Below are 24,733 nucleotides of genomic sequence, written 5' to 3' on the forward strand. Positions count from 1 at the left end.
TCGCCGCGATGCACGCGGCCGCCGCTCCCAATCTAGCAAACACCACCACCCCCGCAGCGAACGTTGTTATCTGCAACCAAGCATATCACGCCCTCGCGTTGCAACCCCGCCCTCTTAAACAACCCCACATTGTCATTCGCACCGAGGTTGGCGCATCACTTTCACAAACCGTTGGTCTTCAGGTCGTCCAACTGACGGAATTTGGGTCCGATGCACGCCGAACCGCAGCGCGATACGCACTAGCGCCTCAACTGCCGACGTCATCGCCGGTGTCGATCCCGTCGATACCGTTTGCCGGAGCTGGTGTCATATCGGGGGCTTGAGATGGCTGATCACGCAAGGCGCGTTGCACTATGGGTTGCTGCGCTAATCGTCATCGCGCCACTGATCGCAACGGCGCAAACTTGGTGCCCCAAGCCCAGCGCTGCGGCAGCGCGGGAGATCCTTTTTCAATCAACTGAGGCTCTGAGACCAGCGGTCGATAAAATAGTCGGCGGCCGTCGATATCTTCTCATCCGCAAGCCCTCTGGAGAGAACATCCGCGATGAAGCGGCGTACCAGCGCACTTACGTCGATACGGTGATCCAGACTCACTCGGATCCCCGGCGCGGAGAGCCGCAGTATGAGGAAGAACTGAGGACTGTGGCGTCTCAGGCGGCGATCGAAGACTTCGAAAACGCCATTGCCGGAAATGTTGGCAAGGCTGAAGACGGACAGACCGTCGAGATGGTCTACTTCTACTCGAACGCACCCCGGTTTCGCGAGGACGTCGACATTCCAGGCGTCGAACATGGCGCCGTTATGGAAGGCTGGGCCGGCGAGTTCGACGCACTGTTCAAATCAGGCGACAAACCAGCGCGCCTTCCAGAACTCTTACGGAAGTGGCGGATCGAGCACATCGTCGTCGATGACGTCGAGATAGATCCGCTCCTGTTGAACAGGCTGCCAAAGGCCACGACGATCATCAAACTGCCTCGCGACGCAGAGGCGATGGAACCGCTCATTAGCCTAGCTCAGGGTCGCATCGGCGATGATCGCGCCGTGATCTTCGCCTTACCCACAACTATCGCTCAAGGCCTGCAATGGGGCATGACCCAGCACCGTGCAGAGCAGTTCGCCCACCATGGCGCCCGGATCAAATCAACGCTTCTTCGCCAAGGCGTTCGAATGATCGATCTCACCGGCAAGTCGCCGGCGGAGGTGGAAGGTGAACTCATTAGCCTGCGATCTAGCGGCTTGAAGCTCGCCGTGATCGGCGAGGCGGCGAATGGGGGTGCCGGCTTTCGCATCCCCGGTCAGGCCGCCCCAGTCGAGGTGTCTGGCTCAGTCGCAAAGGCTCTCAACGGCGCGTTGCTGCTCTACTGCAACTCCAGCGCCGCCCAATCCAATGGCGTTAGCGTCGTCGGCAGGGTGTACAGCGCTCAGTCCCAGAACTTCATTCTTGCGATGTTCGGCGCCGACGACGGCGGCGTTCCCGAGCATGCATCCAATCAGCCGAGTGGGCCTGACGGATGGCCATCTCCATGGCCTGCGCCCACCACACTCAACCTGGCTGCGACCTGGGTGATGCAGATGAACGACCCAACTAGTAACTGGATGCTAGACCTTGCGACCTTGGCTGATGGAAAGCTCGTAGTCGGGGAGTTCAACTATGTCGCCCCCCCGCCCCCATCGCCCCCGCCCCCACCGCCGCCACTCGAACTTCCCCCTTGGATTGGGTTGGCCTTGGTTGGTGCGGTTGGCGGCGCGGCCAAGGAGTTCTTCCGCTGGAGAACGCTCGTGTTACGGGCCCGCGCGTCAAAGTTCCTACGCCCTGAGTATCTCGCTACGAGCGCCGGCTTCATCGTACTGGCCGGATTCGTGGGCGCGCTATTCGGAAGCCTATTCCAGGAACTGGCTGGTCTAGTCGTGGCGTTCACGGCGGGCGTCGGACTTGAGGAAATCATCGCGCGCGGCAGTCGTTTGGAAATCTGGAACCCGCAGGGCGTCGACCTCAATGATCAGGCCGATGAGGAACCAAGCCCTCAGGAATTTCTGAAGCGATAGCGTGACTAGCGCGAGCCAGTCTCGCCGTCATGCTGGGTCGTCTGCCTACAGCGCCCTTACGGGTGTAAAATCGGCGAAACCTCGTTGATCCTGCCGTCCAAAGGAGACAGACGGGAGAGTGCGCGGTGACTGAACCCCGGCTGCTGACCGAAAGTGAAGCTGCGGCCTATCTGGGCCTACCGCTTGCGTCAGTTCGCAGGCTGACATTCGGCCACGTCCGCCTCGGCACACGCCGTCGGTACGATCGAAAGGCGCTAGACGCCCATCTTGACCAACTGGCCGGTCTGGATTCTGATCAGGAACCGAACGTGAACAGGGCCGATGTCGAACTCGCTCGATTCATTGCCGATCACCCGGATCTTGCCCGGCGTCCATAGGATCAGGCGCGCCAAAGGCAATCGGGTGTTTGAATACTGGTACGCCTGGCGGGGCGGACCGCAAATCCTTGCGGCCTCGGCCTCTAATCCACGCAGCCTAGCGCGTTTGGTCGCCCGCAAGGCGCCCGCAGCCATGGAAGCCTATCGCACCCAGGATCGCTCCATCGAGCGCCCCGTTGACGCCCTGACGCTGTTCGGCCTGATCACGCGCTACCTTGAACTGATGAACAAGGACAAGTCGCTCGCACCTCGGACGAAGACCGACCGTCGCAAACACTTGGACATTGTGCGCAAGGAGTTGGGCGACCTTACCCTGACCGCCCTCACCGCCCCGAAGGCGCGCTCATTCCTTCTCAACTGGCGAGACAGGCGAGCGAACACGCCCAAGACCGCCGACGAATTGCTGGGCGCGCTTTCTCTGGTTCTAAACTGGGCCGTCAACCGCGGAGACCTGCAGACCAATCCCGTCGCCAACTTCCCTCGGATCTACAGGGTCAATCGAGCAGACATTATCTGGGAACCGCACCACCTCGAGACGATCCTGCGTTATGCCGATCCGCAGGTCGCCGCCGCCATCCGCCTGGCGTCTGTCACAGGCCTGCGCAAAAACGACCTGTTGGCCCTGCCTTGGTCGACCGTGAAGGAACACGCGATCGTCTGGCAGACGGGCAAGAGCCGCGGACGCAAGAGCGTCGTCCTACCGATCACAGACGCCGCGCGTGAAGTCTTAGACTCGCTCGAACGCGGGTCGTGCCCAACGATTCTGGCGACATCTGACGGAACGCCTTGGACGCCTCCTGGACGCGGCTTGGATAGCGGCGTCCAAAGAGCCCGTGACGAGGCTGACGCGGAGGCCCGCAAGGCCGGCGGCCCCCAAGCCACGGCCGGCCTTGAGGGCCTCCGATTCCACGATCTTAGAGGCACCGCGGCGACCAATTACATTTTGGCCGGCTTGCCGCTCGACGACGTCGCCACGATCCTGGGGTGGGAACTCCAACGGGTGAAGGAGATCGCCCGCCGCTACGTCACAGGCGAGGCCATCGGATTGGGAATGATCACGAGGCTCCGGGAGACCCAGAACAAAACGCCAACTGTAAAACCCAGTGTAAAACCCACATCCCTGAGGAGGGGTCAAAAGGGCTCAAATGCAGTGAGGGCGGTGGCTGGGGAACTAGGACTCGAACCTAGAATGACGGTACCAAAAACCGGAGTGTTACCATTACACCATTCCCCAGCAGGTCCGGCGTTTCCGCCACGTCTCTGCGGCGGAGGCGGTCAGATAGGCCAAACCGTTTTGGGATGCAACACCCTCTTTCAAGACAATTTTCGACCGCTGCAAAAAGGGTGAAATGGGTGCTTGCGAGGTCGGAATCCCATAGCTATAAGCCGCGTCCTCACTTCGGGGCGACGCCGCAAGGCCCGCTCCCACGGTCGGAGTGTGGCTCAGCCTGGTAGAGCACTGCGTTCGGGACGCAGGGGTCGGAGGTTCGAATCCTCTCACTCCGACCATCTTCTCTTCATTGAAATCAATGTGTTGAGCCAGCCCCTTCGGGGCCAGCCTTCATGCGTCGTTCGCCGCCTTGGCGACCAGATTCAGGTGCGCGCCGACCTGTTCAATGGTGCGCAGGCCCAGCGCCTTGCGACGCGCCAGGAGGTCAGGCGATCCCGCGTCATAGTCCGCTATCAGCCGTTTCACGAAGCCGCCGCTCTGAACCTCGGCCAGAACCTCGTCCATCGCCGCCTGTGACGCGGCATTGATCACGCGCGGCCCAGTCAGATAGGCGCCGTACTCCGCCGTGTTGGATATCTTGGCGAAGGCGCCGGCGATTCCCCGTTCGTACATCAGGTCTGTGACCAGCTTGGTTTCATAGAAACATTCGAACCAGGCGACTTCGGGCGGATATCCCGCGTCGACCAGCTTCATAAAAGCCGAATCGATCAGTTCGGCGATTCCTCCGCACAGAACCACCTGCTCCCCGAACAGATCGCTCTCACATTCATCGCGCATGGTGGTTTCCAGAATCCCCTTGCGCCCGCAGCCCAGCGCCGCCGCATAGGAAAGGCCCAGCGCGTGCGCCCCGCCCGTGGCGTCCTGATTCACGCCAAACAGGCAGAAGACGCCCTCCCCGGCCTCGTACAGATCACGGATGCGCGGCCCGATTCCCTTGGGCGAGGCCAGAATCACATCCAGATCGGCGCGCGGGGACACCAGTCCGAATCGCACCGACAGGCCGTGGGCGAAGATCAGGGCCGCGCCAGACTTGATGTTCGGCTCCAGTTCGTCGCGCCACAGGTCGCGATGCGCCTCGTCCGAGGTCATCACCGCAACCACATCGGCGCCCGTCGTCGCTTCGCCTGCCGTCATGACGACGAATCCGTCCGCCCGCGCCAGCGCCCGCGTCTTCGAATCGGCCTTCAGCCCGATCACGATGTCCGACACGCCGGAATCACGCAGGTTCAAGGCATGGGTGCGGCCCTGGCTGCCGTAACCGATCACGGCGACGCGCTTGCCGCGTATGATCGACAGGTCGCAATCGCGGTCATGGAAGACAGGCAGAGGATTGGGTAGGGTCTGGGTCATGACCGTTCTCATAACCCCATCCGCCGTCGTCGCCTTCTGGAAAGACGCCGGCCCCGCCAAGTGGTTCGCCAAGGACGAGGCCTTCGACACCGTCTTCCGCGACAGCTGCCGCGCCGCACACTGGACCGCCGCCCGTCGCGGTCTGGACGACTGGATGCAGACGGCTGAGGGGGCGCTGGCCCTGTTGATCCTGCTGGACCAATATCCCCGCAACAGCTTCCGCGGCACGGCGCATCAGTTCGCCACCGATCCTCTGGCCCTGATGTTCGCCAAACAGGCGGTCGAGCGCGGATTCCATCTGCAGGTCGAACCGGACCTGATGAACTTCCTCCTTCTGCCGTTCGAACATTCAGAACGGATCGAAGATCAGGACCGCTATATGGAGCTGGTCGCCGGGGACGCCGAGCTGGAGAAATGGGGCGGCGTTCACCGCGACATCATCGTCCGCTTCGGCAGGTTCCCGCACCGCAACGCCTGTCTGGGCCGTGAGACGACGCCAGACGAGCAAGCGTTCCTGGACGAAGGCGGCTTTGGCGGGTGACAGCGGCAAACTGAACAGTTGTCATTCAGCCGCAGCAAGGCTAAGTGCCGCCGTTTTTTGACAACTGTTCGCTGGAATCATGCCACATTTTGCTTGCGGTCTAAGCGCCGCTGTCGCGCTGACGTTCACATTCACGACTGCCGCTGACGCGCAAATTCTGGGCCGCCGCAACAACAACGCGCCCGCAACCGTCATCAATGAAACCCCGCGCTGCACTCAGAACCTGGGGACGGTGGCCATCGCCGAAACCCAGGGTGTCCTCTTCAGCCAGATGGGCATGGGCGCCCCCACCGAGCTGCTGCGCACGCTCATTCGCGACTCCGGCTGCTTCACCCTGATCGAGCGTGGTCCCGGCCTCAATGTCGTTGAGCGTGAACGCGAAATGAGCGGCGCCGGACGCGCCCGAACGGCGGACTTCGTCCTGGTCGCTGAACTGGCCAATCCAATCGACGCGGCGGCGGAAGCTCAACGTTCCGGCATGCTGAGAGGTCTGGCGTCAGCGGGCGGCCGCGCCCTGCTCAACGTCGGCGTCGCGGCGGCGGCGAGCACCCTGACAGGAGACGGCGGCGGTTTCGGCGGCGGCGGCCTGGGAGGGCTCGGCGGCTTGGGCGGGCTGGCCGGACTGGGGGGCGGCGATGCTGCCGGCCTCAACCCCATGCAGATGCAGGCCCTCAGCATGGCCGCCAACGCCGTCGGCGGCATGACCGGCCAGGGCGCGCAGCAACAGCAGGCGGCTCAGTTGAACGCCAGCACGGTCAACCGCATTCGCGACATCAAGAAGGATATCGGCCGCGGCAAGGAAGACGCCCAGATCGTCTTCTCCCTGACCAGCGTGCCTTTGGCGGAAACCGTCGGCCACGCCCGTTCGACGGCCAATAAGGATGATGTCCGCCGTCTGCGGATCCGCGACAACCACTTCGGCGGTCGCGTCGGCGCCGGGTATGAGAAAGAAGACGAAGGCAAGATCATCGCCCTGGCCCTTGTTCGCGGCTATGCCGACATGGTGACCCAGTTGGGCGGCATGGGCTCGTCCACCCCCGAAGTCACGCGCGCCAACCGCGAAGCCATCCGCGCCGAAGCTGAACAGCGCGAGCAGACCGAACGTCGCGAGCAGGAGCGTGTGGAGCGCGAACGCGAGGCAGAGCGTCGCCGCATCCGCGATGAAGTCCGTCGCGAAGAAGAAATGCGCCGCGCGGCCGCCGCACCGTCGATGGCCACCCGCCGCCTCCAGGCGCCCGCCGTCCTGAGATCGGCTCCGGATGGCGCCGTGATCCGCCCCCTGGCCGCCGAAACCGTCGTCTTCCCAACGGGAAAGGTCGAAGGCGATTGGGTCGAGGTGCTGGACGCCGACGACAACATCGGCTGGCTTCAGGGTGAACGCCTGAGCCGCTGATCCAGTGAAAGCCCGCCGCATGTCGGCGGGCTTTATTGTCATTCAGACTGAGCTGAGCCGCGGATGACGATCATTCTCTAGTCCGCTGATTCGATTTCTTGTGGACGCCCATCCAGGCGACGGAATTATCGGGGGCCACGAATCATTTTCTGAGGCACGCTCAACCCATGAACGCTCAGGTCGCCCCCGCTGATCTTCAGGCCCGCACGGACGCCGCGCCGACGGATCACCCCGAATGGCAGTATCTGAACCTGCTGCGGGACATCCTCGACAATGGCGTGCGCCGCGACGACCGCACCGGCACCGGCACCCTTGGCGTCTTCGGTCGCCAGATTCGCTTTGATCTGGCCAAGGGCTTCCCCGTCCTGACGACCAAGAAGCTGCACCTGCGTTCGATCATCATCGAACTGCTGTGGTTCCTGCGCGGCGAGACCAACATCGGCTGGCTCAAGGAGAACGGCGTCCGCATCTGGGACGAATGGGCAGACGCCGAGGGCGAGCTTGGCCCCGTCTATGGCAAGCAGTGGCGCTCGTGGACGGCGCCGGACGGCCGCGTCATCGACCAGATTGAGAAACTGGTTCACGGGCTCAAGACCAATCCGAACGGGCGGCGCCACATCGTCAGCGCCTGGAACCCGGCGGACGTGGACGACATGGCCCTGCCGCCGTGCCACTGCCTGTTCCAGTTCTTCGTCGCAGACGGAAAACTCAGCTGCCAGCTGTATCAGCGCAGCGCCGACATCTTCTTGGGCGTGCCGTTCAACATCGCCTCCTACGCCCTGCTGACCCTGATGGTGGCCCAGGTCGTGGGTCTGGAGCCAGGCGAGTTCGTCCACACCTTCGGCGACGCCCACCTGTATCTGAACCATCTGGAACAGGCCGAGCTTCAGCTGACGCGCGAGCCCCTGCCCCTGCCGACCATGAGCCTGACGCCCAAGGCCGACCTGTTCGCCTACGAACTGTCCGATTTCATCCTGAACGACTATCAGGCCTGGCCGCATATCAAGGCCCTGGTCTCCAAGTGAGCGTCAGGCCGCCGGTCTTCATCGGCTCCTCGGTCGAGGGGCTGGAGGTGGCCTATGCGATCCAGGAAAATCTTGAGTTCGACTGCGAGCCGACCGTCTGGCCGCAGGGTGTATTCCAGCCGTCCAGCGCGGCCCTGGTCGACCTGTACGCCTTCACGCGCCAGGCCAAGTTCGCCATCTTCGTCTTCACGCCCGACGACGTCCTGCATATGCGCGGCTCGGCCCTGCCTGTGGTGCGCGACAATGTGATCTTTGAACTGGGCCTGTTCGTCGGCGCGCTGGGACCGCGGCGATGTTTCTTCGTCGTGCCGTTTGAGCATGAAATGCATCTGCCGTCCGATCTGGTCGGGGTGGAGCCGCTCCGGTACGTCGCCGACCGGCGCGACGGGAATCTCCGCGCGGCGCTGGGCCCCGCCTGCAACCGGGTGCGGCACGCTCTGCGCGCAGAACCGGCCACCCTGCCTACGGCCAGCACATCGCCCATGATGGCGCAGACGCCGCTGCAACTGACCCAGAGCCTGGTCGCGACCTGGAACTCAGAAGCTCTGATCGCCGTTCGCGCCGTGCTGCGCGCGGGCATCCCCTTCCATATCTCCGACGATCCCGACGGCGTGGCCACCGAAGCCCTGACCCAGGCCTTCAACTTCCTGAACAGCGTCGCCGACGGCGTCCTGTCCGGCCAGGTCAATGAGCATCTGGCCACCGTCACCTTCAGACAACCGATGATCGAGGTCTGGACCCGCGCTTTCGGCTATTTCGTCCCTCAGGGCGGCGATCCTGAAGAAGCCTGGACCCCCATGCCGCCGATCGGCCAGCTTGCGACACGATGGACGACCGTTTCTTGACCCTATCCGACCTGACCGCCTCAGTCTTACGCATTTCCGACATCTACGCCGCCGAACACAGCATCGACCGCGACCGCGACTGGGCGCTGCTGAAGCTGCAGGAGGAACTGGGCGAACTGACCGCCGAGCATCTGCGACTGTCCAGCCGCGCACGCGGGACGCCGGACGCCCAGGCCCTGGGCGATGAGGCGGCGGATGTGCTGGGCATGCTGCTGATCTACTGCGCCAGAGCGGGAATCGACCTGGATCAGGCGATGCAGCGGAAATGGCTCAAGTGGCTGGAACACAAGTCGTAACGACAGGTGGTCAACCGGTGGTTTTCAGAGCAACCTCTGCTCATCCGCGATGGTGCGGGTGAAGAACGGGGGAAACTCTCATGTTGAAGAAGTTCACGGCCGAATTGGTCGGAACCGCAGTTCTCGTGCTTTTCGGTTGCGGCGCCGCCGTCCTGGGCGGTTTTGACCATGTCGGTCAGTTGGGCATCGCCCTGGCGTTCGGCTTCGCCATCATCGCCATGGCCTATGGCATCGGCCCGGTCTCAGGCTGCCACGTCAATCCGGCGGTCAGCCTGGGCGCCTTCGTCGCCGGACGGATCAGCGCCAAGGACATGCTGGTCTATTGGGTCGCCCAGTTCATCGGCGCCGTCATCGGCGCAGCCATCCTGGGTCTGATCGCCAAGACCGGTTTCGCCAATCTGGGCCAGAACGGCTTCGACGCCGGATCGCCCGGCGGTTACGGGCTTCACGCGGCCCTGATCTTTGAAATCGTGGCGACCGCCATCTTCGTCATCGCCATTCTGGGCGTAACCGGTGCCAAGGGGCATGGCGCCTTCGCCGGCGTCTCCATCGGCATCACCCTGGCGGTGATCCACATCGTCGGCATCCAAGTGACCGGCGTGTCGGTCAATCCGGCGCGCAGCTTCGGCCCTGCCCTTCTGGCGGGCGGTCAGGCGTTGTCGCAGGTCTGGGTCTTCTTCGTCGCCCCCGCCATCGGCGCGGTCATCGGCGCGGCCTTCTTCCGCCTGAAGCTGCTCGAGCCAGACGCCTGACGCCGCAAGGTCGGGGATGGCCTGTCGCCATCCCCGACCGCTTTCATACTGACGGCGCGATCATCGTCATCGGCTTCAGACGCAGGGTCAGGGTGTCGCGGCTCTCGATCCGCTCCAGCAGGATGCGGTTCTTCAACGCACCCATCGCCATAGTGGCACGAAAGGCGATGATCTCACCCGGCGCGGCGATGAAGCCTTCCAGCGTCGGCTTGTTCTGTTTGCCCGCCAGACCGCCGAAGGCCATCGAAATCTGATGCCCGCCGGGCTCGACGGAAATCGCGGTGAACCGTGGGCTTTTAAGCTGCGCGACGAACTGGTCGTCAATCAGCAGGTCCATGCCCGCCGCCATGCCGACGAAGCCTTCGCGAAAGACGATCAGCATCGCCTTTCCGGGCTCAGGGCGGAAATCCAGCACGGCCTGCTTCTGCTCCGCCGTCGCCGCCTTGCCCCGCTTCGTCCCGGCCAGGTTGGCCATGATGTAGGCGGTGAACACGCCCAGGAAGCCGCCAATGAACATGGGCGTCATGCCGGGCGACACGCCTGCGGATCGCAACAGCATCGAGAACCCGGCCGACACCACGAAGGCGACCAGGAAACCGACGACGATGGCGGGGACGTACTTGCTCACAGGCGGGCTCGCGTTCATTGAATGGCCTCCTCCAACGCACGGATACGGTGACGGTTCTTGTCCCAGCCCAAGATTTCTCTCGTCGTCGCTCGTGGGCGAAACGGCGTCATCGGCCGTGACGGCGACCTGCCCTGGCGGCTGCGCTCTGACCTTCAGCGCTTCAAGGCGATCACGGTCGGAAAGCCCTGCCTGATGGGCCGCAAGACCTGGGAGAGTCTGCCGCTGAAACCCCTGCCCGGCCGCCTGAACATCGTGCTGACCAAGGACGAATCCTACGAAGCCGACGGCAGGGCCAAGGGCGCCCTGGTCTGCTTCACGCTGGATGAGGCCATCGAAATCGCCCGCGAGACGGCGCAAGACGATGGTGTCGAGGAGATCTGCATCATCGGCGGCACGGCCCTGTTCGAGGCCGCCCTGCCCCGCGCGAAACGCCTCTACATCACCGAGGTGGACGCCAGCCCGGAAGGCGACGCCGTATTTCCGCCGTTTGATCAGACAGACTGGATCGAGGCATCGGCCGAATCTCATCCAGCGGGTGAGAAGGACGATCACGCTTTCACATTCCGCGTTCTTGAGCGCCGCTAGGAGACCTTGATGTACGTCACCACCACCAACGACCTGCCCGGCTTTCGCGTCACCCGCCACATCGGCCTGGTGCGCGGCGTGACCGTGCGCTCGCGCAACGCCATCTCCGACGCCATCGGCGGCGTCCAGTCGATGCTGGGCGGGCGGGTCGGCGCCTATGTCAAGCTGGCTGAAGCCGGTCGCCAGGAAGCCTTTGACGAACTGGTCAAACATGCCGAGGCCCACGGCGCCAACGCCATCATCGCTGTACGCTATGACGCCACCGAGATCATGCCGGGCGTGACCGAAGTCCTCTGCTACGGCACGGGCGTGATCGTCGAGCCGGTGTGACCAGACCGGCCCGACGCCGCAGTCCTACGACAGTGTCGCAAGCGCCTCACGTTCGAAGTTCTGCAGTTCGCTGGTGCGGCCGTCCCTGATCTTGTTGACCCATTGCGGATCAGCCAGCAGGGCGCGGCCCACGGCGACCAGATCGAACTCTTCATTTTCAAGGCGGCGGATCAGACCGTCCAGCGACGCCGGACGCGACCCTTCCCCGCCAAACGCCGCGATGAACTCGCCGTCCAGCCCAACCGAGCCAACCGTGATGGTCGGCTTGCCGATCAGCTTCTTGGTCCAACCTGCGAAGTTGAGGTCCGAGCCTTCAAACTCCGGCTCCCAGAAACGGCGCTGCGAGCAGTGGAAGACATCGACGCCCGCGTCTGACAGCGGCGCCAGCCACTCGACCAGTTGATCCGGCGTCTCGGCGATGCGCGCTGCGTAATCCTGCTGCTTCCATTGCGACAGCCGCAGAATGACGGGAAGGTCGTCGCCCACGCCCTCGCGGATCGCCTTGACCACCTCGACGCCGAAGCGGGTGCGATCTGCGATGGTCGGGCCGCCCCAGCGGTCTTCGCGGGCGTTCAACCCGCCCCAGAAGAACTGGTCGATCAGATAGCCGTGGGCGCCATGGATCTCTACGGCGTCGAAGCCGACGTCTCGCGCCGCCCGCGCCGATTTGCCGAAGGCGGCGATCGTGTCGGCCACGTCCTCCTCGGTCATCGGCTCATACTTGGCCTTGCCCGGCAGGGTGAAGCCGGAAGGGCTGTCCACCTTGCCCAGCGGCGTCCAGTCCGCGCCTTGGCCACGGGCTGATCCGACGTGCCAGATCTGCGGCGCGATCAGACCACCCGCCGCGTGAACCTCATCCACGACCGACTTCCACTGCGGCAGGGCTTCACCATGGAAGACCGGCACATTGACGTCGTTTCGGGCGGCAGGACGTTCGATCACCGTGCCCTCGGTGACAATCAGGCCCACCCCGCCCTCGGCACGCCGGCGATAATAGCCCGCGACGTCCGACGTCGGGATGCCGTTCGGTGAAAAGGACCGGGTCATGGGGGCCATGACGATCCGGTTGGGCAGTGTCAGGTTCTTGATCTTGAACGGCTGGAAAAGGGCGTCGACGCTCATAAAGCGCTCCATTGGCGATTGGTAATGACCAAGGTGGCGGTTAGGGTTGCGTTTGAAAACCCTTCCGGCCGACTATTTTTCCTAAAGGTTCAGACCGGAAATTACGCGCTCGGCGACAGTTGCGAACCGGGCCGCAACATCCCCATCTGGATCGACCGCGACAGGCGGGCGTCCGGCGTCCCCGCCCTCCCTCAACGCCGCATCCAACGGCAGGTCACCCAGGAACGGAATGGACAGACGCTCCGCCTCGGCCTTCGCGCCGCCCTGCCCGAACACGGGACCGCTCATGTTCTCGATCAGACCCAAGGTCGGAACATTGACCCGCTGGAACAGGGTGTGAGCGCGTCGCGCGTCCGCCAACGCCACTTCCTGCGGGGTGGAGACGATGACCGCGCCGTCCAACGGCGTCTTCTGGATCAGGGTCAATTGCACGTCGCCGGTGCCGGGCGGCAGATCGACCACCAGGACGTCCAGCGGGGCCTCCGCCGTGCCCCAGCGCGTCTGGGTCAGCATCTGGGTGATCGCCTGGGACGCCATTGGCCCGCGCCAGATCATGGCGTCATCCATCTTGGTCAGCAGTCCCACCGACATGGCCTTCAGGCCGTGCGCGACATGGGGAACGATAGCCCCGTCCTCATAGGCAGGCTGGCCGCTGATCCCCAGCATGGTCGGCAGTGACGGGCCATATACATCGGCGTCCAGGATGCCGACCGACAGGCCGCGCGCCGCCAGCGCCGCCGCCAGATTGACCGCAACCGTGGACTTGCCCACGCCGCCCTTGCCGCTGGCGACCGCCAGAACCCGGCGGACATGGGCCGGACGATCCGTCGCCACCGGCGCCTTGGCCCGCCCCTGATCGACGGCGGCCTTGGACAGACCGGCGGTGCGCGGGGTGCCTGCTGGCTTGCTCAGGCCCGGCTTGGCTTCCGCCGTCAGGATGACCGACACTCGCGCCATGCCTGGAATGGCTTTCAACGCCGTCTCAGCCGCGTCGCGAACCGGCGCATAGGCGGCGGCCTGACTGCGGTCGACCTCTAACGCGAAACCGGCCCGGTCGTCGGCCACCACCAGTCCCTGAACCAGACCAGCGGCGACCAGCCCCTGCCCCGAAACCGGATCAATGACAGTGTCGAGTGCGGCGATGACGGCGGAACGTTCGACCAAGGCGGTCTCCCAAAAACATGCGGGCGCTTGCAGGCGATAAGCCGGGCGTTCTATCGCCGTCAGACACGACCTGCGAGCCTCCATTTGTCCCAACCGCCATTAGTCACCCTGATCGCCGGGCCAACCGCCTCGGGCAAGTCCGCGCTGGCGCTGAAGATGGCGCGCGAAACCGGCGCCGTGATCATCAACGCCGACAGTCAGCAACTGTACGCCGATCTGCGCATTCTGACGGCGCGTCCCTCGGTCCAAGAAGAGGCGCAGGCCGATCACAGACTGTATGGCGTGGCGGATGCGGCAGACGCATGGTCGGTTGGGCGATGGAGCCGGGCGGCGCTCGATCTGGTGAACGCACTGACCGCTGAGCGACGCCCCGTCATTCTGGTTGGCGGGACTGGACTTTACTTCACCGCCCTGACGCGCGGCCTGGCGGACATTCCCGCCGTGCCGAATGAGGTGCGTGATCAGGTCGAGGCTGAGTATCTCGCGGTGGGCGAAGCCTCGTTTCGCGCCCGTCTTGCCGAAGTGGATGGCCCCGCAGCACGCAGTATTGAACGCGGAGATCGCCAGCGCCTGATCCGGGCGATGAGCGTTCACGCCGCCAGCGGTCAGGCCCTTAGCCAATGGCAGGCCGAAACCACCCCCCTGCTGCCGCCCGGCAGCTGGACCGGTCTGGTGATCGAACCGGATCGCCAGCGTCTTTATGACAACTGCGACCAGCGCGTGGATCTGATGATGGAACACGGCGCCCTGGATGAGGTTCGAGCTCTCGTTTCCCGCAACCTATCGCCCGCGCTTCCCGCCATGAAGGCGGTCGGTGTGCGTGAACTGTCCGCTCTCATCAAGGGTGAGCTCTCTCGTGGTCAGGCCGTCGATGCTCTCAAACAGACGACAAGGAACTACGCCAAACGGCAACTGACCTGGTTCCGCAATCAGACGCCCGGATGGCGTAGGGTCTAAAGGGAAAATCCCAATCCAAACAGGCGGCGCTTGGAATGCGCCCGCACAAGCCCTATATTGGGTTTGTCCGGTTTCGGCCGGACTATGGCGATAAACGCGCTTGTAATAAGCGGACCGGACCCGGGTGCGATTCCCGGCGGCTCCACCAACTTTCTCCCCGCGTTATCGGCGGAGGCAGCATGGGGCCGACTAGCATCGACGGACGTGTAAAGAGGATTGCTTTCGCTCGTCCTGGCCCACCGTATCGGGCCATTTTCTAACTGCGAACGATAACTTCGCTGGAGAAGTCGCTCTCGCCGCGTAATGCGGTTCGGGTGATTTCGAATCTTAAGTCCTAGGGGTTCAGATCCTTGGGCGGGGCCCGTCGGGGGGCCTGGCAACAGAACCCCCGGCACTTTCCAAAATATGATCAGGGGTCTGTCGCCATAAATCGCGATGGTTCACCTTAATGATCCCTTTCGCGCGAGGCCCGTCGCCGCTATCAGTCGCGCTCAGGTTATGAGGTGACGATGAGCGACCAAGCCCCTCCGGTCGATGAGATGCAGTACGAGCGTCTGGCGCACGAGGCCCTGAGAGGCGTCGTCAGATCGGCGCTGGAACACGTGCTGGCCGAAGGTCTGCCCGGCGCCCATCACTTCTACATCACGTTCAAGACCCGCGCCGCAGGGGTCAGCGTTCCGCCGGACATCCTCGCCAAATATCCCGAGGAAATGACGGTGGTGCTGCAACACCAGTACGAGGATCTGGCCGTCGACGCCGACCAGTTTTCGGTCAAGCTGCGGTTCGGCGGACTGCCCAAGCATCTGGTCATGCCCTACTCGGCCATCACGCGTTTCTATGATCCCAGCGTGCAGTTTCTGCTGCAGTTCGAGGAGCCGGAAATCGTCGAACCGATCGAGGAAGAACCGACCCCGCCCAAGGACACGCCGCCGATCTCTGACGGCCCCAAGGTCGTCTCGCTGGATCAGTTCCGCAAAAAATAGGCCTCAGCGCACCCGTGGATAGGAGCGGATCGTGATCCGCTCCTTTTCGCCCTCATTGCGCTCGACCACCAACCGCGCGACCTGGCTGTCGTCGTGGAACAGATAGCCCTTGATCGAATCCAGCAGGGCCTTGGCCAGGTTATCCAGGTCCATCCACGGCGGATCACCGACGTGCTCCATGCGGATTTCAACGACATGGTCGCCCCAGGATGGGCGTGACGACCATTCCTTGCGCATGAACTCATAGACCAACGGCTTGTAGTATTTGGCCTGGGTCGTCAGGCCGTCGATGACGATCTCGACAGCATCGCCGTCTTCCCGTGCGCGGACCTTTCCGGTCCCGATCCAATCGCCGTTCGTCTTGCCCTGCATGACTTGCGTGCTACACCGCCGCGCAACCAATCGCCACGCCTGAGAGACGAGTCCCGCGCATGAGCAACGTCCGCATCGAAACCGACACCTTCGGCCCCATCGAGGTCGCCGCCGATCGCTACTGGGGCGCCCAGGCGCAGCGGTCGCTGGGCAACTTCAAGATCGGCTGGGAGAAGCAACCCCTGCCCGTCGTGCGCGCCCTGGGCATCGTCAAGCGCGCCGCGGCCGAAACCAACCGTGATCTGGGCAAGCTGGACCCCGCTCTGGCCGACGCCATCGTCAAGGCCGCCAACGAAGTGATTGAAGGCAAGCTGAACGACCATTTCCCGCTGGTCGTCTGGCAGACCGGCTCCGGCACCCAGTCGAATATGAACGCCAACGAGGTGATCTCGAACCGCGCCATCGAGATTCTGGGCGGCGAGATGGGCTCCAAGAAGCCGGTCCACCCGAACGACCACGTGAACATGAGCCAGTCGTCCAACGACACCTATCCCACGGCCATGCATGTCGCCTGCGCCGAACAGGTGGTCAACGACCTGCTGCCCGCGCTGAAGCACCTGCACGCCGCGCTGAAGGCCAAGTCGGACGCCTGGGCGCACATCATCAAGATCGGCCGCACGCATACGCAAGACGCCACCCCCCTGACCCTGGGCCAGGAGTTCGGCGGTTACGCCCAGCAGGTCGAGAACGGCATCAAACGCATTGAGCAGACCCTGCCCGCGCTGATGGAGCTGGCGCAAGGCGGCACCGCCGTCGGCACCGGCCTGAACGCCCCCATTGGTTTTGCAGAGAAGGTCGCGGCCCAGATCGCCGAGATCACCGGCCTGCCCTTCACCACGGCGCCGAACAAGTTCGAGGCCCTGGCGGCGCACGACGCCATGGTCTTCAGCCACGGCGCCATCAACACGGTCGCCGCATCTCTGTTCAAGATCGCCAACGACATCCGCTTCCTGGGCTCCGGCCCGCGGTCGGGCCTGGGCGAACTGGCCCTGCCGGAGAACGAGCCGGGCTCGTCGATCATGCCGGGCAAGGTCAACCCGACCCAGTGCGAAGCCCTGACCCAGGTTTGCGTCCAGGTATTCGGCAACAACGCCGCCCTGACCTTCGCCGGTTCGCAGGGGCATTTCGAGCTGAACGTCTATAACCCGGTTATGGCCTATAACTTCCTGCAGTCGGTGCGCCTGATCGCCGATGCGGCCATCAGCTTCACTGACAACTGCGTCGTCGGCATCGAGGCTCGCGAGGACAATATCGCGCGCGGCCTGAACAACTCGCTGATGCTGGTGACGGCGCTGAACGGCAAGTTGGGCTACGACATCTGCGCCAAGATCGCCAAGACCGCGCACAAGAACGGCACCACCCTGCGCGAAGAGGCTGTCGGCGGAGGCTATCTGACCGACGCCGAGTTCGACGAAGCCGTGCGTCCCGAGAAGATGATTTCGCCGGGCTGAGCCTGACACAGATCACCCAAGGATGGCTGGTTCTCCTGCGAGAACCGGCCATTTTCGTTTTTGCAGCCTCTATCGCTTGTCGCGGATCGTGCGCCCGACCGGCGCCAGGGCCAGCTTGGCCAGTTCAAGGTGTTTCAGCGCGAACGGAATGCCGATGATCGAAACGAACTCAGCCACCGCGATCATCAGGTGCGACAGGGCGATGTACCAGCCCGCGACCACGAACCAGACGATGTTCAGCACGACGCCCAGGCAACCGGCGACCGGGTGCGCCTCTTGCCAGACGATCTCGCGCCCAAACGGCCAGAACGAGTAGCTGGCGATGCGCCATGCCGCAAAGGTCCATGGCAGGCCGACGATGGTCAGGCCCAGGATCGCGCCGCCCAACAGCCACAACAGCCCGGACAGCCAGCCGCCAAGGACAAACCACAGCAGATTCAGGATCAGACGGATCAAGGATGTCGCTCCAACGTCGCGCCATTCACGACACCCGCACAGATACGCGAAAGGCCCCGCTGGCGACAGCGGGGCCTTTTTCAGTCAGGCGATGACGAAGACTAGTGCGGCTTTTCCGTCCAGCGCGCCTTGGCTTCATCCTTGGTCAGGTTGAGGTGGACATGCTTGTCATCCACGCGGTCAACCCAGCTGGTCGGGATCATGTGGTGCTTGAATCCGCCAGCCAGATCCATCTTGGCCAGTTCGATCTGGTCGCCGAGCAGATGGTCGACACGGCCGACATGGCCGCCGTCCGAACCGACGACTTCGAGGTGTTCCTTGATCTGAGAGGAATTAAACATGAGCTTCTCCTTTCGGGCAGGATTGTCCTGGCTTTGGAAACGCGATGGCGCGTAGCGAGTTTCAAACTGCGGCGCTTGCAGGTCGGCGGCTTCGTCTTCCTGTGATGACAGAAGGCTCCTGCGGATTGTACAACGCTGGCGCGCGAAACAGGGTTGGAACATAGCGAATGCCACGGATCGGTGCTGGCCTGCTGGGCCTTGTCATGGCGTTGGCCCTGTCTGCATGCGGCACCCTGGACCGGCCGGTCGGGCCGCTCAGAATCACCGACGGCACGCTGATCAAGGCGGCGGACCCGCGCATCCGCGCCAACGACAGCGCCCGCCTTCAGGCCTTCACCCAGGAGATCGGCGGACGCCTGCGCAGCGATCATCCGACCACCATGCTGGCCCTGTCAGGCGGCGGCGCCAACGGCGCCTATGGCGCAGGCGTTCTGGTGGGCTGGAGCGATCATGGCGACCGCCCGCGCTTCGACGTGGTCACCGGCGTCAGCACCGGCGCCCTGGCCGCCCCGTTCGCCTACCTCGGCCCGGAGTGGGATGACGAACTCCAGCAGGCCTACACCAGCGGGGCCGCCGACAATATTCTGAGCTGGCGCAGTTTCGCCGCCTTCCTGAACCCCAGCCTGTTCTCGTCCAAGGTTCTGCGCGATCTGGTCGATCAGAACGTCACGCCCGAGTTGATGGCCGCTGTCGCCCGTGAAAACGCTACGGGGCGCAAGCTGCTGGTCGCCACTACGGACCTGGACAGCGAAGAGACCGTCATCTGGGACATGGGGCTTCTGGCGGCTCAGGGTGACGACAACGCCCGCGAACTATTCAAAGAGGTGCTGGTCGCCTCCGCCAGCATCCCGGGGGTCTTCCCGCCCGTGCTGATCGCAGGGCTTCAGTCGAACAATGAAGTCGCGCTGGAAATGCACGTCGACGGCGGGGTGAACACCCCCTTCCTGGCGATCCCGGAAGACCTGATGCTGTGGACACGGCCCGATAACCAAGGTCGCGTCGGCGCCCTGTACGTCATCGTCAACGGACAGGTCGGCCGCAATGACGGCGTAACACCGGGCCGCATCTCGGGCATCCTGGCCCGCACCTATGACAGCATGAGCAAGGCCTCGCTGCGCATCCACCTGGCCGTCACCGCCGCCTTCGCCCAGCGCAACGGTCTGGACATGTCCCTGTCCGCCATCCCCGACAACGTCTCGGCCTCCAGTCTCAAGTTCGATCAGGAGACTATGACGGCGATGTTCGATCTGGGCCGCCAGCGCGGTCGAACCGCTGACGCCTGGACCCGACTGGATCAGCAATCGGTCGGACGACCCTTGATCACTGGCGCAACGATCCCGGACGCTGAGGTGCCCACGGCTCTGGCCCTGCCGCCGGAATCCGATCCCGCAAAATCGGCCCAACCCGCCCAGCCCAAGGAATAGTCCATGGGCGAGATCGTGAACTTGAATCGGGCTCGCAAAGACCGAGCAAAGGCTGAAGACCGCTCGCGCGCCTCGGCCAACCGCGTGGCCCACGGTCGCACCAAGGCCGAGAAACAGGCGTCGGCGAAGGAAAGCGAACGCGCATCCCGGCTGCTCGACGGGAAAAAGCTGGACGACTGAGGCTCAGGCCTTGGGCGCGCGGATCAGCAGGACCTGTCCGACCAGCACCAGCCCCAGACCGATCAAGGCCGACCACCCGAAGCGGGCGCCCTCGAAAAATACGGACACCAGCATGGCGATGGGCGGCGTCAGCGCCGAGATATAGCTGGCCAGCGCATAGCCCCGCTGACGTGCGATGCTGAAATACAGGCCGAACGCGATCACCGATCCAAACAGCGACAGATAGAGCAGCGACAGCACATAGGCGGGCGTCAGTTCGATCCGCCAGGTGACGCCCGTTAAGACGCCATAGATGGCCAGCATGGCCGTGCCATAGGCCATGGCCCAGGCCGTGGCGGTCAGCACCGGCGCACCCGCCTGCTGGCCCTTCCAGGCGAACCAGTTGCCAAGCGCCGAAGCCAACACCGCCGTGATGGCGAAAATCACGCCCAGTCCGGGGTCCAGCCCCGCCCCCGCCCCCGCCCCCGCCCCCGACAACTGACCAAAGGACAGGACGCCGACCCCCACGACGCCCAGCGCCGCGCCGCACCAGGCGGCGGATGAGGCTTTTTGGCCGCCCAGAACCCGGAACAGGACCAGGTTCACAAACGCCAGCGCGGCGAAGATGACGGCGACAACCGCCGAGGCGACCTGCGCCTCCGCTGCATAGACAAAGGCGTAGCTGATCGCGAAGACGAACGCCCCCTGCCCTATGGCCGCCAGATGCTGGCTGCGCGTCAGGCGCAAGGGCCGGCGGCTCACGGCGCAAAATCCGAACAGAACCGCAGCCGCAAGGCCAAAACGCCACACGACCGAAACGATGGGCTCCACCGACCCCAGCTGCAATGTGATCGCAAACCAGGTCGTGCCCCAGATCAGGGCGCAGATCGTGACAGCGACGGCGACGAATGACCTGTTCAAAACGCGGGCTCCAGCGAGGGAACCGTCCCTTATCATGGGTATTCAGAAAGCGTCGCTCCCCCGCAAAGCTTCGGTGTGGCATACTGGACCAAAAGGAGTTTCTCCATGCGCTTCGCCCCGATCATCCTGCCTGCCGCCTTGACGTTGGCCGCCTGCGCAACGCCTGCGCCCGTGGCCCCGCCCGATGTCACCACGGGAACCACGGTCGTGCACGTCACCGCCTTCTATCGCGAGCGCATCATGCTGCCGCCCGGCCACGTGCTGAACGTCCGTGTCGAGGATGTCAGTCTGGCCGACGCGCCTGCGCGGGTTCTGGCCGAAGCCAATGAGCCCATTGCCGGCGGCCCGCCCTATCGCCTGACCCTGGCCTTCTCCAGCGCCGAGATTGATCCGCGTCACACCTATGCGGTGCGCGCCGACATCCGCGATCCGTCCGGCGCCCTGGTGTTTGTGACCGACACCCACACGCCCATCCTGACCAACGGCGCACCGACGTCTGCAGAGATTGTGCTGAAGTCCATCCGTTGAGCGGGTTGAGCAAACGCTCGGTCGTTCTGGCCGGACATGCGACCTCGGTCGCGCTGGAACCTGAATTCTGGGCGGTTCTGGACCGCATCGCTCAGACGCGCGCGCTCAGCAAGGCGCAGTTGCTGGCCGATGTCGACGCCAACCGCGGACGACGCCCGCTGGCCTCGGCCTGTCGTCTTCTGGCGCTGGATTGGGTGGCGGAACACGGCAAGCCGTCGTAGCGTCCGCGAACCCAAAGGAACCAAATCATGGACAACGCCCGCCTGATCCCCGCAGCCGTCGTCGGCGGATTGCTCGCCATCGGTCTGGTCGGCGGCGGCGCCCTGATTGGTCAGGGCGTGGTCAACGCGCGGGCGGGCGACCGATCCGTCACCGTGCGCGGTCTGGCGGAAAAGGACGTTGAGGCCGATCTGGCGGTGCTGCCGATCCGCTTTACGGCCTCCGGCGATGTCCTGTCCGAGGTTCAGGCCCGCATCGACGGTGACCTGGCCACTGTGCGGCAGTTCCTGAAGGCGCAGGCCTATCCTGATGCGTCCGTCGATCTGGGACGTCTGGAGGTCACCGACACCCGTTCACGCGAATACGCCAGCCAGACCGGTGGCCCACGCTTCATCCTGGCCCAGACCGTCATCGTCCGCACCAATGACGTGGACCGCGTCCAGACCACGACCCGCAGCCTGAATGACCTGGTCCGTCAGGGCGTGGTGCTCCAGGATTTCCAGGGCCCGTCCTACATCTTCACCAAGCTCAACGACGTACGTCCGGCCATGATCGCCGAAGCCACCGCCGCCGCCCGCACGGGCGCGGAACAGTTCGCCAAGGATTCCGGGGCGCCTCTGGGCCCCATCAAGTCCGCCGGACAGGGATCGTTCGAGATTCTGCCGCGCGACGGATCAGGCGATGAGTCCTCGGCGCTGAACAAGAAGATCAGGGTCGTCACGACCATCAGCTACCGCCTGCGCTGACCGACAGACGCTAGTCGACGGGGCGTCTCGCCCGCGTGCAGACGTGCAGACAAGGGACTGACTTTGTCCTCTGTGCTGCTTATGTTCTCCTGATCAGATTCTGACGGCCTGGTTCCGTCCAGCCACAAGACCCATTCAGTGACCGATTTCCCCGCCCCCCGCATTTCCGACCTCGCGCGCGCCCAGCCGCCGCATGAGGCCGTCGACTATCTGAAGGGCCTGAACCCCGAACAACGTCTGGCGGTCGAGACGACCGAAGGTCCGGTGCTGGTTCTGGCGGGCGCCGGCACCGGCAAGACGCGGGTTCTGACCACCCGGCTGGCCCATATCCTGGCGACCGGGCGGGCCAAGCCATGGGAGCTTTTGGCCGTCACCTTCACCAACAAGGCCGCGCGCGAGATGCGCGAGCGGATCACCCACCTGATCGGGCCATCGGCCGAGGGGCTGCGCTGGCTGGGCACATTCCACTCCATCGCCGCCCAGATTCTGCGTCGCCACGCCGAACTGGTCGGCTTGAAATCCAGCTTCACCATCCTGGACACCGACGATCAGGAACGGGTGCTGAAGCAGCTTCTGGAAGCCGCCAACATCGACACCAAACGCTGGACGCCAAAGTCGCTCAGCGGCCTGATCGATCACTGGAAGAACCGCGGCTGGACGCCGGACAAGCTGCCGCCGGGCGAAGACTTCGCCAATGGCAAGGGCCAGGGCCTGTACGCCGCCTATCAGGCGCGCCTGCGGTCCTTGAACGCCTGCGACTTCGGCGACCTGCTGCTGCACAACATCACCATATTGTCGCAACACGCGGACCTGGCTGAAGAATATCGCCGCCGTTTCCGCTATATTCTGGTGGACGAATATCAGGACACCAACGTCGCCCAGTATCTGTGGCTGCGGCTGCTGACCTCCTCCACCGGCAATGTCTGCTGCGTCGGCGATGACGACCAGTCGATCTATGGCTGGCGCGGCGCCGAGGTGGACAACATCCTGCGCTTCGAACGCGACTTCCCCGGCGCCAGGATCGTCAAGCTGGAGCGGAACTATCGTTCAACCAGCCATATCCTGGGCGCCGCATCCGGTCTGATCGCAGGCAACCGCGATCGTCTGGGCAAGACCCTGTGGACCGAGGACGACAGCGGCGACAAGGTTCGCGTGCGCGGCGTCTGGGATGGCGAGGCCGAGGCCCGACTGATCGCCGACGAGATCGAAACCGCGCGCAGGCCCCACGCGGGCCAGCCGGGACTGAAATACAAGGACATGGCCATCCTGGTCCGCGCCTCGTTCCAGATGCGTGCGTTTGAAGAACGTCTGGTCATGCTGGCCATCCCCTATACGGTCATCGGCGGCCCGCGTTTCTTCGAGCGCGCCGAAATCCGCGACGCCCACGCCTATCTGCGCCTGATCCTGTCCGAAGACGACGACCTGGCCTTCGAACGGATCGTCAATGTGCCCAAGCGCGGTATCGGCGACACCTCAGTGCAGAAGATCCTGCAGATCGCCCGGCAACATGATCTATCGGCGCTGACGGCTGTGCGCGGCCTGATTAACACCGACGAGCTTCAGGCCCGCACACGCACGGCCCTGTCCAACTTCGTGCGTGATCTGGACCGCTGGCTCGCCCTGGCGGACGACACCCCGCACTGGCAGGTCATGGAGACCGTGCTGGAGGAAAGCGGCTACACCGACATGCAGAAGGCCGACCGCACCAGCGGCCAGACGCGGCTGGAGAACCTGAAGGAACTGGTCCAGTCGATGCAGCAGTTCGAGACGCTTCAAGCCTATCTGGAGCACGTCTCGCTGGTCATGGACCTGGATCGGGGCGCCAATGACGACCCCAACGGCGACGGCGCGGTGCAGATCATGACCCTGCACGGCGCCAAGGGGCTGGAGTTCCCGCTGGTCTTCCTGCCGGGCTGGGAGGAAGGCGTCTTCCCCAGCCAGCGCAGCATCGATGAGAAGGGCGAAAAGGGCCTGGAGGAAGAACGCCGCCTGGCCTATGTCGGCGTCACCCGCGCCAAGAAGGATGCGCGGATTTCGTTCGCCGCCAACCGTCTGGTCTATGGCCGCTGGACCTCGCAACTGCCCAGCCGCTTCGTCGACGAACTGCCCATCGCCCATGTCGATCCACAGTCCGACACCGGCTACTACGGCGCCTCGACCGGCATGAAGGAGGCCAAGAGCCGGTGGGACGAAAGCCCGTCCTTCGGCAGCGGCTATTCCTCGCCCGGCTGGAAACGCGCCCAATCCTACACCGCCGCCCAGACGCCCGCGCGCATCCCTGCCCGCAAGGCCGTGATCGAAGGCGATGGACGCCTGATCGCAACCGCCGCCAAGTCCAGTTCGAAATGGGCCAAGGGCGAGCGCGTCTTCCACCAGAAGTTCGGCTACGGCTCCGTCCGCGTCATCGAAGGCAACAAGCTGCTGGTCGACTTCGACAAGGCCGGCGAAAAGCGCGTGATCGACAGCTTCGTGGAGAAGGCGGACACCTGAT

At 64.1% G+C, this 24,733-nt stretch carries 27 protein-coding genes, 2 tRNA genes, 1 other RNA gene and 2 pseudogenes; 22 read left to right on the forward strand and 10 right to left on the reverse strand.

Annotated elements, in window-relative coordinates; genetic code table 11:
• Positions 1 to 324 precede the first annotated feature (324 nt).
• Together KWG56_RS05930 and KWG56_RS19045 are read left to right on the forward strand one after the other, a co-directional pair.
• The gene (locus KWG56_RS05930; protein ID WP_219354093.1) at positions 325 to 2,046 is read left to right on the forward strand and encodes a hypothetical protein; all 1,722 of its coding nucleotides are present in this window, start codon (positions 325 to 327) and stop codon (positions 2,044 to 2,046) included.
• 125 nt (positions 2,047 to 2,171) lie between these two features.
• Positions 2,172 to 2,261 (forward strand): annotated as a pseudogene (locus KWG56_RS19045) (hypothetical protein); the annotation flags it as partial.
• A gap of 39 nt (positions 2,262 to 2,300) precedes the next feature.
• On the opposite strand, the gene KWG56_RS18740 reads toward KWG56_RS19045, so the two are convergent.
• Positions 2,301 to 2,438: a hypothetical protein gene (locus tag KWG56_RS18740; protein WP_244999663.1), complete on the reverse strand. Its 138-nt coding sequence runs from the start codon at positions 2,436 to 2,438 to the stop codon at positions 2,301 to 2,303.
• Between the two features lie 208 nt (positions 2,439 to 2,646).
• Here KWG56_RS18740 and KWG56_RS19050 point away from each other — a divergent pair.
• Positions 2,647 to 3,402, forward strand: a pseudogene (locus tag KWG56_RS19050) (tyrosine-type recombinase/integrase); the annotation flags it as partial.
• Between the two features lie 181 nt (positions 3,403 to 3,583).
• Here the strand turns inward: KWG56_RS19050 and KWG56_RS05940 are convergent.
• Positions 3,584 to 3,657: transfer RNA gene (locus KWG56_RS05940), tRNA-Gln, on the reverse strand.
• Positions 3,658 to 3,855: 198 nt separating this feature from the next.
• Here KWG56_RS05940 and KWG56_RS05945 point away from each other — a divergent pair.
• Positions 3,856 to 3,932, forward strand: a tRNA-Pro gene (locus KWG56_RS05945).
• Positions 3,933 to 3,984: 52 nt separating this feature from the next.
• Here the strand turns inward: KWG56_RS05945 and ilvC are convergent.
• Positions 3,985 to 5,004 carry a ketol-acid reductoisomerase gene (gene ilvC / locus KWG56_RS05950; RefSeq protein WP_219354094.1) on the reverse strand — a complete coding sequence of 340 codons (1,020 nt, stop codon included), beginning with the start codon at positions 5,002 to 5,004 and terminating at the stop codon, positions 3,985 to 3,987.
• Here ilvC and KWG56_RS05955 point away from each other — a divergent pair.
• From KWG56_RS05955 to KWG56_RS05980, 6 genes are all read left to right on the forward strand, one after another.
• Positions 5,003 to 5,545 carry a DUF924 family protein gene (locus tag KWG56_RS05955; protein WP_219354095.1) on the forward strand — a complete coding sequence of 181 codons (543 nt, stop codon included), beginning with the start codon at positions 5,003 to 5,005 and terminating at the stop codon, positions 5,543 to 5,545. The genes ilvC and KWG56_RS05955 overlap by 2 nt on opposite strands.
• Positions 5,546 to 5,624: 79 nt before the next feature.
• A complete protein-coding gene (locus tag KWG56_RS05960) occupies positions 5,625 to 6,938 on the forward strand; it encodes an SH3 domain-containing protein (protein ID WP_219354096.1) in 1,314 nt (437 codons plus the stop codon).
• 167 nt (positions 6,939 to 7,105) lie between these two features.
• Positions 7,106 to 7,963 (forward strand): thymidylate synthase, encoded by an 858-nt coding sequence (locus KWG56_RS05965; protein WP_219354097.1) that lies wholly within the window; start codon positions 7,106 to 7,108, stop codon positions 7,961 to 7,963.
• Positions 7,960 to 8,808 (forward strand): nucleotide-binding protein, encoded by an 849-nt coding sequence (locus KWG56_RS05970; protein WP_219354098.1) that lies wholly within the window; start codon positions 7,960 to 7,962, stop codon positions 8,806 to 8,808. The genes KWG56_RS05965 and KWG56_RS05970 overlap by 4 nt, the downstream gene beginning before the upstream one ends.
• Entirely contained in the window at positions 8,805 to 9,104 is a 300-nt protein-coding gene (locus KWG56_RS05975) for a nucleoside triphosphate pyrophosphohydrolase family protein (protein ID WP_236261456.1), read from the forward strand. The genes KWG56_RS05970 and KWG56_RS05975 overlap by 4 nt, the downstream gene beginning before the upstream one ends.
• Positions 9,105 to 9,184: 80 nt before the next feature.
• Complete coding sequence (locus KWG56_RS05980) at positions 9,185 to 9,856, forward strand: aquaporin (RefSeq protein WP_201100956.1); 672 nt, start codon at positions 9,185 to 9,187, stop codon at positions 9,854 to 9,856.
• A gap of 43 nt (positions 9,857 to 9,899) precedes the next feature.
• Here the strand turns inward: KWG56_RS05980 and KWG56_RS05985 are convergent, their stop codons facing one another.
• Positions 9,900 to 10,484: a DUF2846 domain-containing protein gene (locus KWG56_RS05985; RefSeq protein WP_219354099.1), complete on the reverse strand. Its 585-nt coding sequence runs from the start codon at positions 10,482 to 10,484 to the stop codon at positions 9,900 to 9,902.
• A 57-nt stretch (positions 10,485 to 10,541) separates the two neighbouring features.
• On the opposite strand from KWG56_RS05985, the gene KWG56_RS05990 reads away from it, so the two are divergent.
• Both KWG56_RS05990 and KWG56_RS05995 read left to right on the forward strand, forming a co-directional pair.
• Entirely contained in the window at positions 10,542 to 11,069 is a 528-nt protein-coding gene (locus KWG56_RS05990; protein ID WP_219354100.1) for a dihydrofolate reductase, read from the forward strand.
• Positions 11,070 to 11,078: 9 nt separating this feature from the next.
• Positions 11,079 to 11,399 carry a YbjQ family protein gene (locus KWG56_RS05995; RefSeq protein WP_219354101.1) on the forward strand — a complete coding sequence of 107 codons (321 nt, stop codon included), beginning with the start codon at positions 11,079 to 11,081 and terminating at the stop codon, positions 11,397 to 11,399.
• 24 nt (positions 11,400 to 11,423) lie between these two features.
• On the opposite strand, the gene KWG56_RS06000 is transcribed toward KWG56_RS05995, so the two are convergent.
• Together KWG56_RS06000 and KWG56_RS06005 are read right to left on the reverse strand one after the other, a co-directional pair.
• Positions 11,424 to 12,521, reverse strand: coding sequence for an NADH:flavin oxidoreductase (locus tag KWG56_RS06000; protein WP_219354102.1), 1,098 nt, complete (start codon positions 12,519 to 12,521; stop codon positions 11,424 to 11,426).
• An 81-nt stretch (positions 12,522 to 12,602) separates the two neighbouring features.
• Positions 12,603 to 13,685 carry an Mrp/NBP35 family ATP-binding protein gene (locus tag KWG56_RS06005; RefSeq protein ID WP_219354103.1) on the reverse strand — a complete coding sequence of 361 codons (1,083 nt, stop codon included), beginning with the start codon at positions 13,683 to 13,685 and terminating at the stop codon, positions 12,603 to 12,605.
• Positions 13,686 to 13,769: 84 nt separating this feature from the next.
• Between KWG56_RS06005 and miaA the strand changes: the two genes are divergently transcribed.
• The 3 genes from miaA to KWG56_RS06020 all read left to right on the forward strand — a co-directional run bounded on the left by miaA (position 13,770) and on the right by KWG56_RS06020 (position 15,625).
• Positions 13,770 to 14,642: a tRNA (adenosine(37)-N6)-dimethylallyltransferase MiaA gene (gene miaA, locus KWG56_RS06010; RefSeq protein WP_219354104.1), complete on the forward strand. Its 873-nt coding sequence runs from the start codon at positions 13,770 to 13,772 to the stop codon at positions 14,640 to 14,642.
• 26 nt (positions 14,643 to 14,668) lie between these two features.
• Positions 14,669 to 15,038, forward strand: a transfer-messenger RNA (tmRNA) gene (gene ssrA, locus KWG56_RS06015).
• A 113-nt stretch (positions 15,039 to 15,151) separates the two neighbouring features.
• Positions 15,152 to 15,625: an SspB family protein gene (locus KWG56_RS06020; protein ID WP_201100963.1), complete on the forward strand. Its 474-nt coding sequence runs from the start codon at positions 15,152 to 15,154 to the stop codon at positions 15,623 to 15,625.
• A 3-nt stretch (positions 15,626 to 15,628) separates the two neighbouring features.
• On the opposite strand, the gene KWG56_RS06025 is transcribed toward KWG56_RS06020, so the two are convergent.
• A complete protein-coding gene (locus tag KWG56_RS06025; RefSeq protein ID WP_201100964.1) occupies positions 15,629 to 15,997 on the reverse strand; it encodes a RusA family crossover junction endodeoxyribonuclease in 369 nt (122 codons plus the stop codon).
• 59 nt (positions 15,998 to 16,056) lie between these two features.
• Here KWG56_RS06025 and fumC point away from each other — a divergent pair, with 59 nt between their 5' ends.
• A complete protein-coding gene (gene fumC / locus KWG56_RS06030; protein ID WP_219354105.1) occupies positions 16,057 to 17,448 on the forward strand; it encodes a class II fumarate hydratase in 1,392 nt (463 codons plus the stop codon).
• A 69-nt stretch (positions 17,449 to 17,517) separates the two neighbouring features.
• Here the strand turns inward: fumC and KWG56_RS06035 are convergent, their stop codons facing one another.
• Positions 17,518 to 17,904, reverse strand: a complete 387-nt coding sequence (locus KWG56_RS06035; protein ID WP_219354106.1) for a YccF domain-containing protein — start codon at positions 17,902 to 17,904, stop codon at positions 17,518 to 17,520.
• Positions 17,905 to 18,005: 101 nt separating this feature from the next.
• Positions 18,006 to 18,245, reverse strand: a complete 240-nt coding sequence (locus KWG56_RS06040) for a DUF2171 domain-containing protein (protein WP_201100967.1) — start codon at positions 18,243 to 18,245, stop codon at positions 18,006 to 18,008.
• Between the two features lie 167 nt (positions 18,246 to 18,412).
• Between KWG56_RS06040 and KWG56_RS06045 the strand changes: the two genes are divergently transcribed.
• Positions 18,413 to 19,669 (forward strand): patatin-like phospholipase family protein, encoded by a 1,257-nt coding sequence (locus KWG56_RS06045; protein WP_219354107.1) that lies wholly within the window; start codon positions 18,413 to 18,415, stop codon positions 19,667 to 19,669.
• A 3-nt stretch (positions 19,670 to 19,672) separates the two neighbouring features.
• Positions 19,673 to 19,849 (forward strand): DUF4169 family protein, encoded by a 177-nt coding sequence (locus KWG56_RS06050; protein ID WP_219354108.1) that lies wholly within the window; start codon positions 19,673 to 19,675, stop codon positions 19,847 to 19,849.
• 3 nt (positions 19,850 to 19,852) lie between these two features.
• Here the strand turns inward: KWG56_RS06050 and KWG56_RS06055 are convergent, their stop codons facing one another.
• Entirely contained in the window at positions 19,853 to 20,749 is an 897-nt protein-coding gene (locus KWG56_RS06055) for a DMT family transporter (protein WP_244999664.1), read from the reverse strand.
• 105 nt (positions 20,750 to 20,854) lie between these two features.
• Here KWG56_RS06055 and KWG56_RS06060 point away from each other — a divergent pair, with 105 nt between their 5' ends.
• The 4 genes from KWG56_RS06060 (at position 20,855) to KWG56_RS06075 (ending at position 24,732) form a co-directional block, all read left to right on the forward strand.
• Positions 20,855 to 21,277 (forward strand): YbaY family lipoprotein, encoded by a 423-nt coding sequence (locus KWG56_RS06060; protein ID WP_201100971.1) that lies wholly within the window; start codon positions 20,855 to 20,857, stop codon positions 21,275 to 21,277.
• Positions 21,274 to 21,498, forward strand: a complete 225-nt coding sequence (locus KWG56_RS06065) for a ribbon-helix-helix domain-containing protein (protein WP_201100972.1) — start codon at positions 21,274 to 21,276, stop codon at positions 21,496 to 21,498. Before KWG56_RS06060 ends, KWG56_RS06065 begins: the two co-directional genes overlap by 4 nt.
• 27 nt (positions 21,499 to 21,525) lie before the next feature.
• Positions 21,526 to 22,242 carry an SIMPL domain-containing protein gene (locus tag KWG56_RS06070; protein WP_219354110.1) on the forward strand — a complete coding sequence of 239 codons (717 nt, stop codon included), beginning with the start codon at positions 21,526 to 21,528 and terminating at the stop codon, positions 22,240 to 22,242.
• 138 nt (positions 22,243 to 22,380) lie between these two features.
• On the forward strand, positions 22,381 to 24,732 hold the full coding sequence (locus KWG56_RS06075) for an ATP-dependent helicase (RefSeq protein ID WP_373274042.1): 2,352 nt from the start codon (positions 22,381 to 22,383) through the stop codon (positions 24,730 to 24,732).
• Position 24,733: the final 1 nt, after the last annotated feature.

Origin of the sequence: Brevundimonas nasdae (genome assembly GCF_019395145.1) — a bacterium.
GTDB lineage: Bacteria > Pseudomonadota > Alphaproteobacteria > Caulobacterales > Caulobacteraceae > Brevundimonas > Brevundimonas nasdae.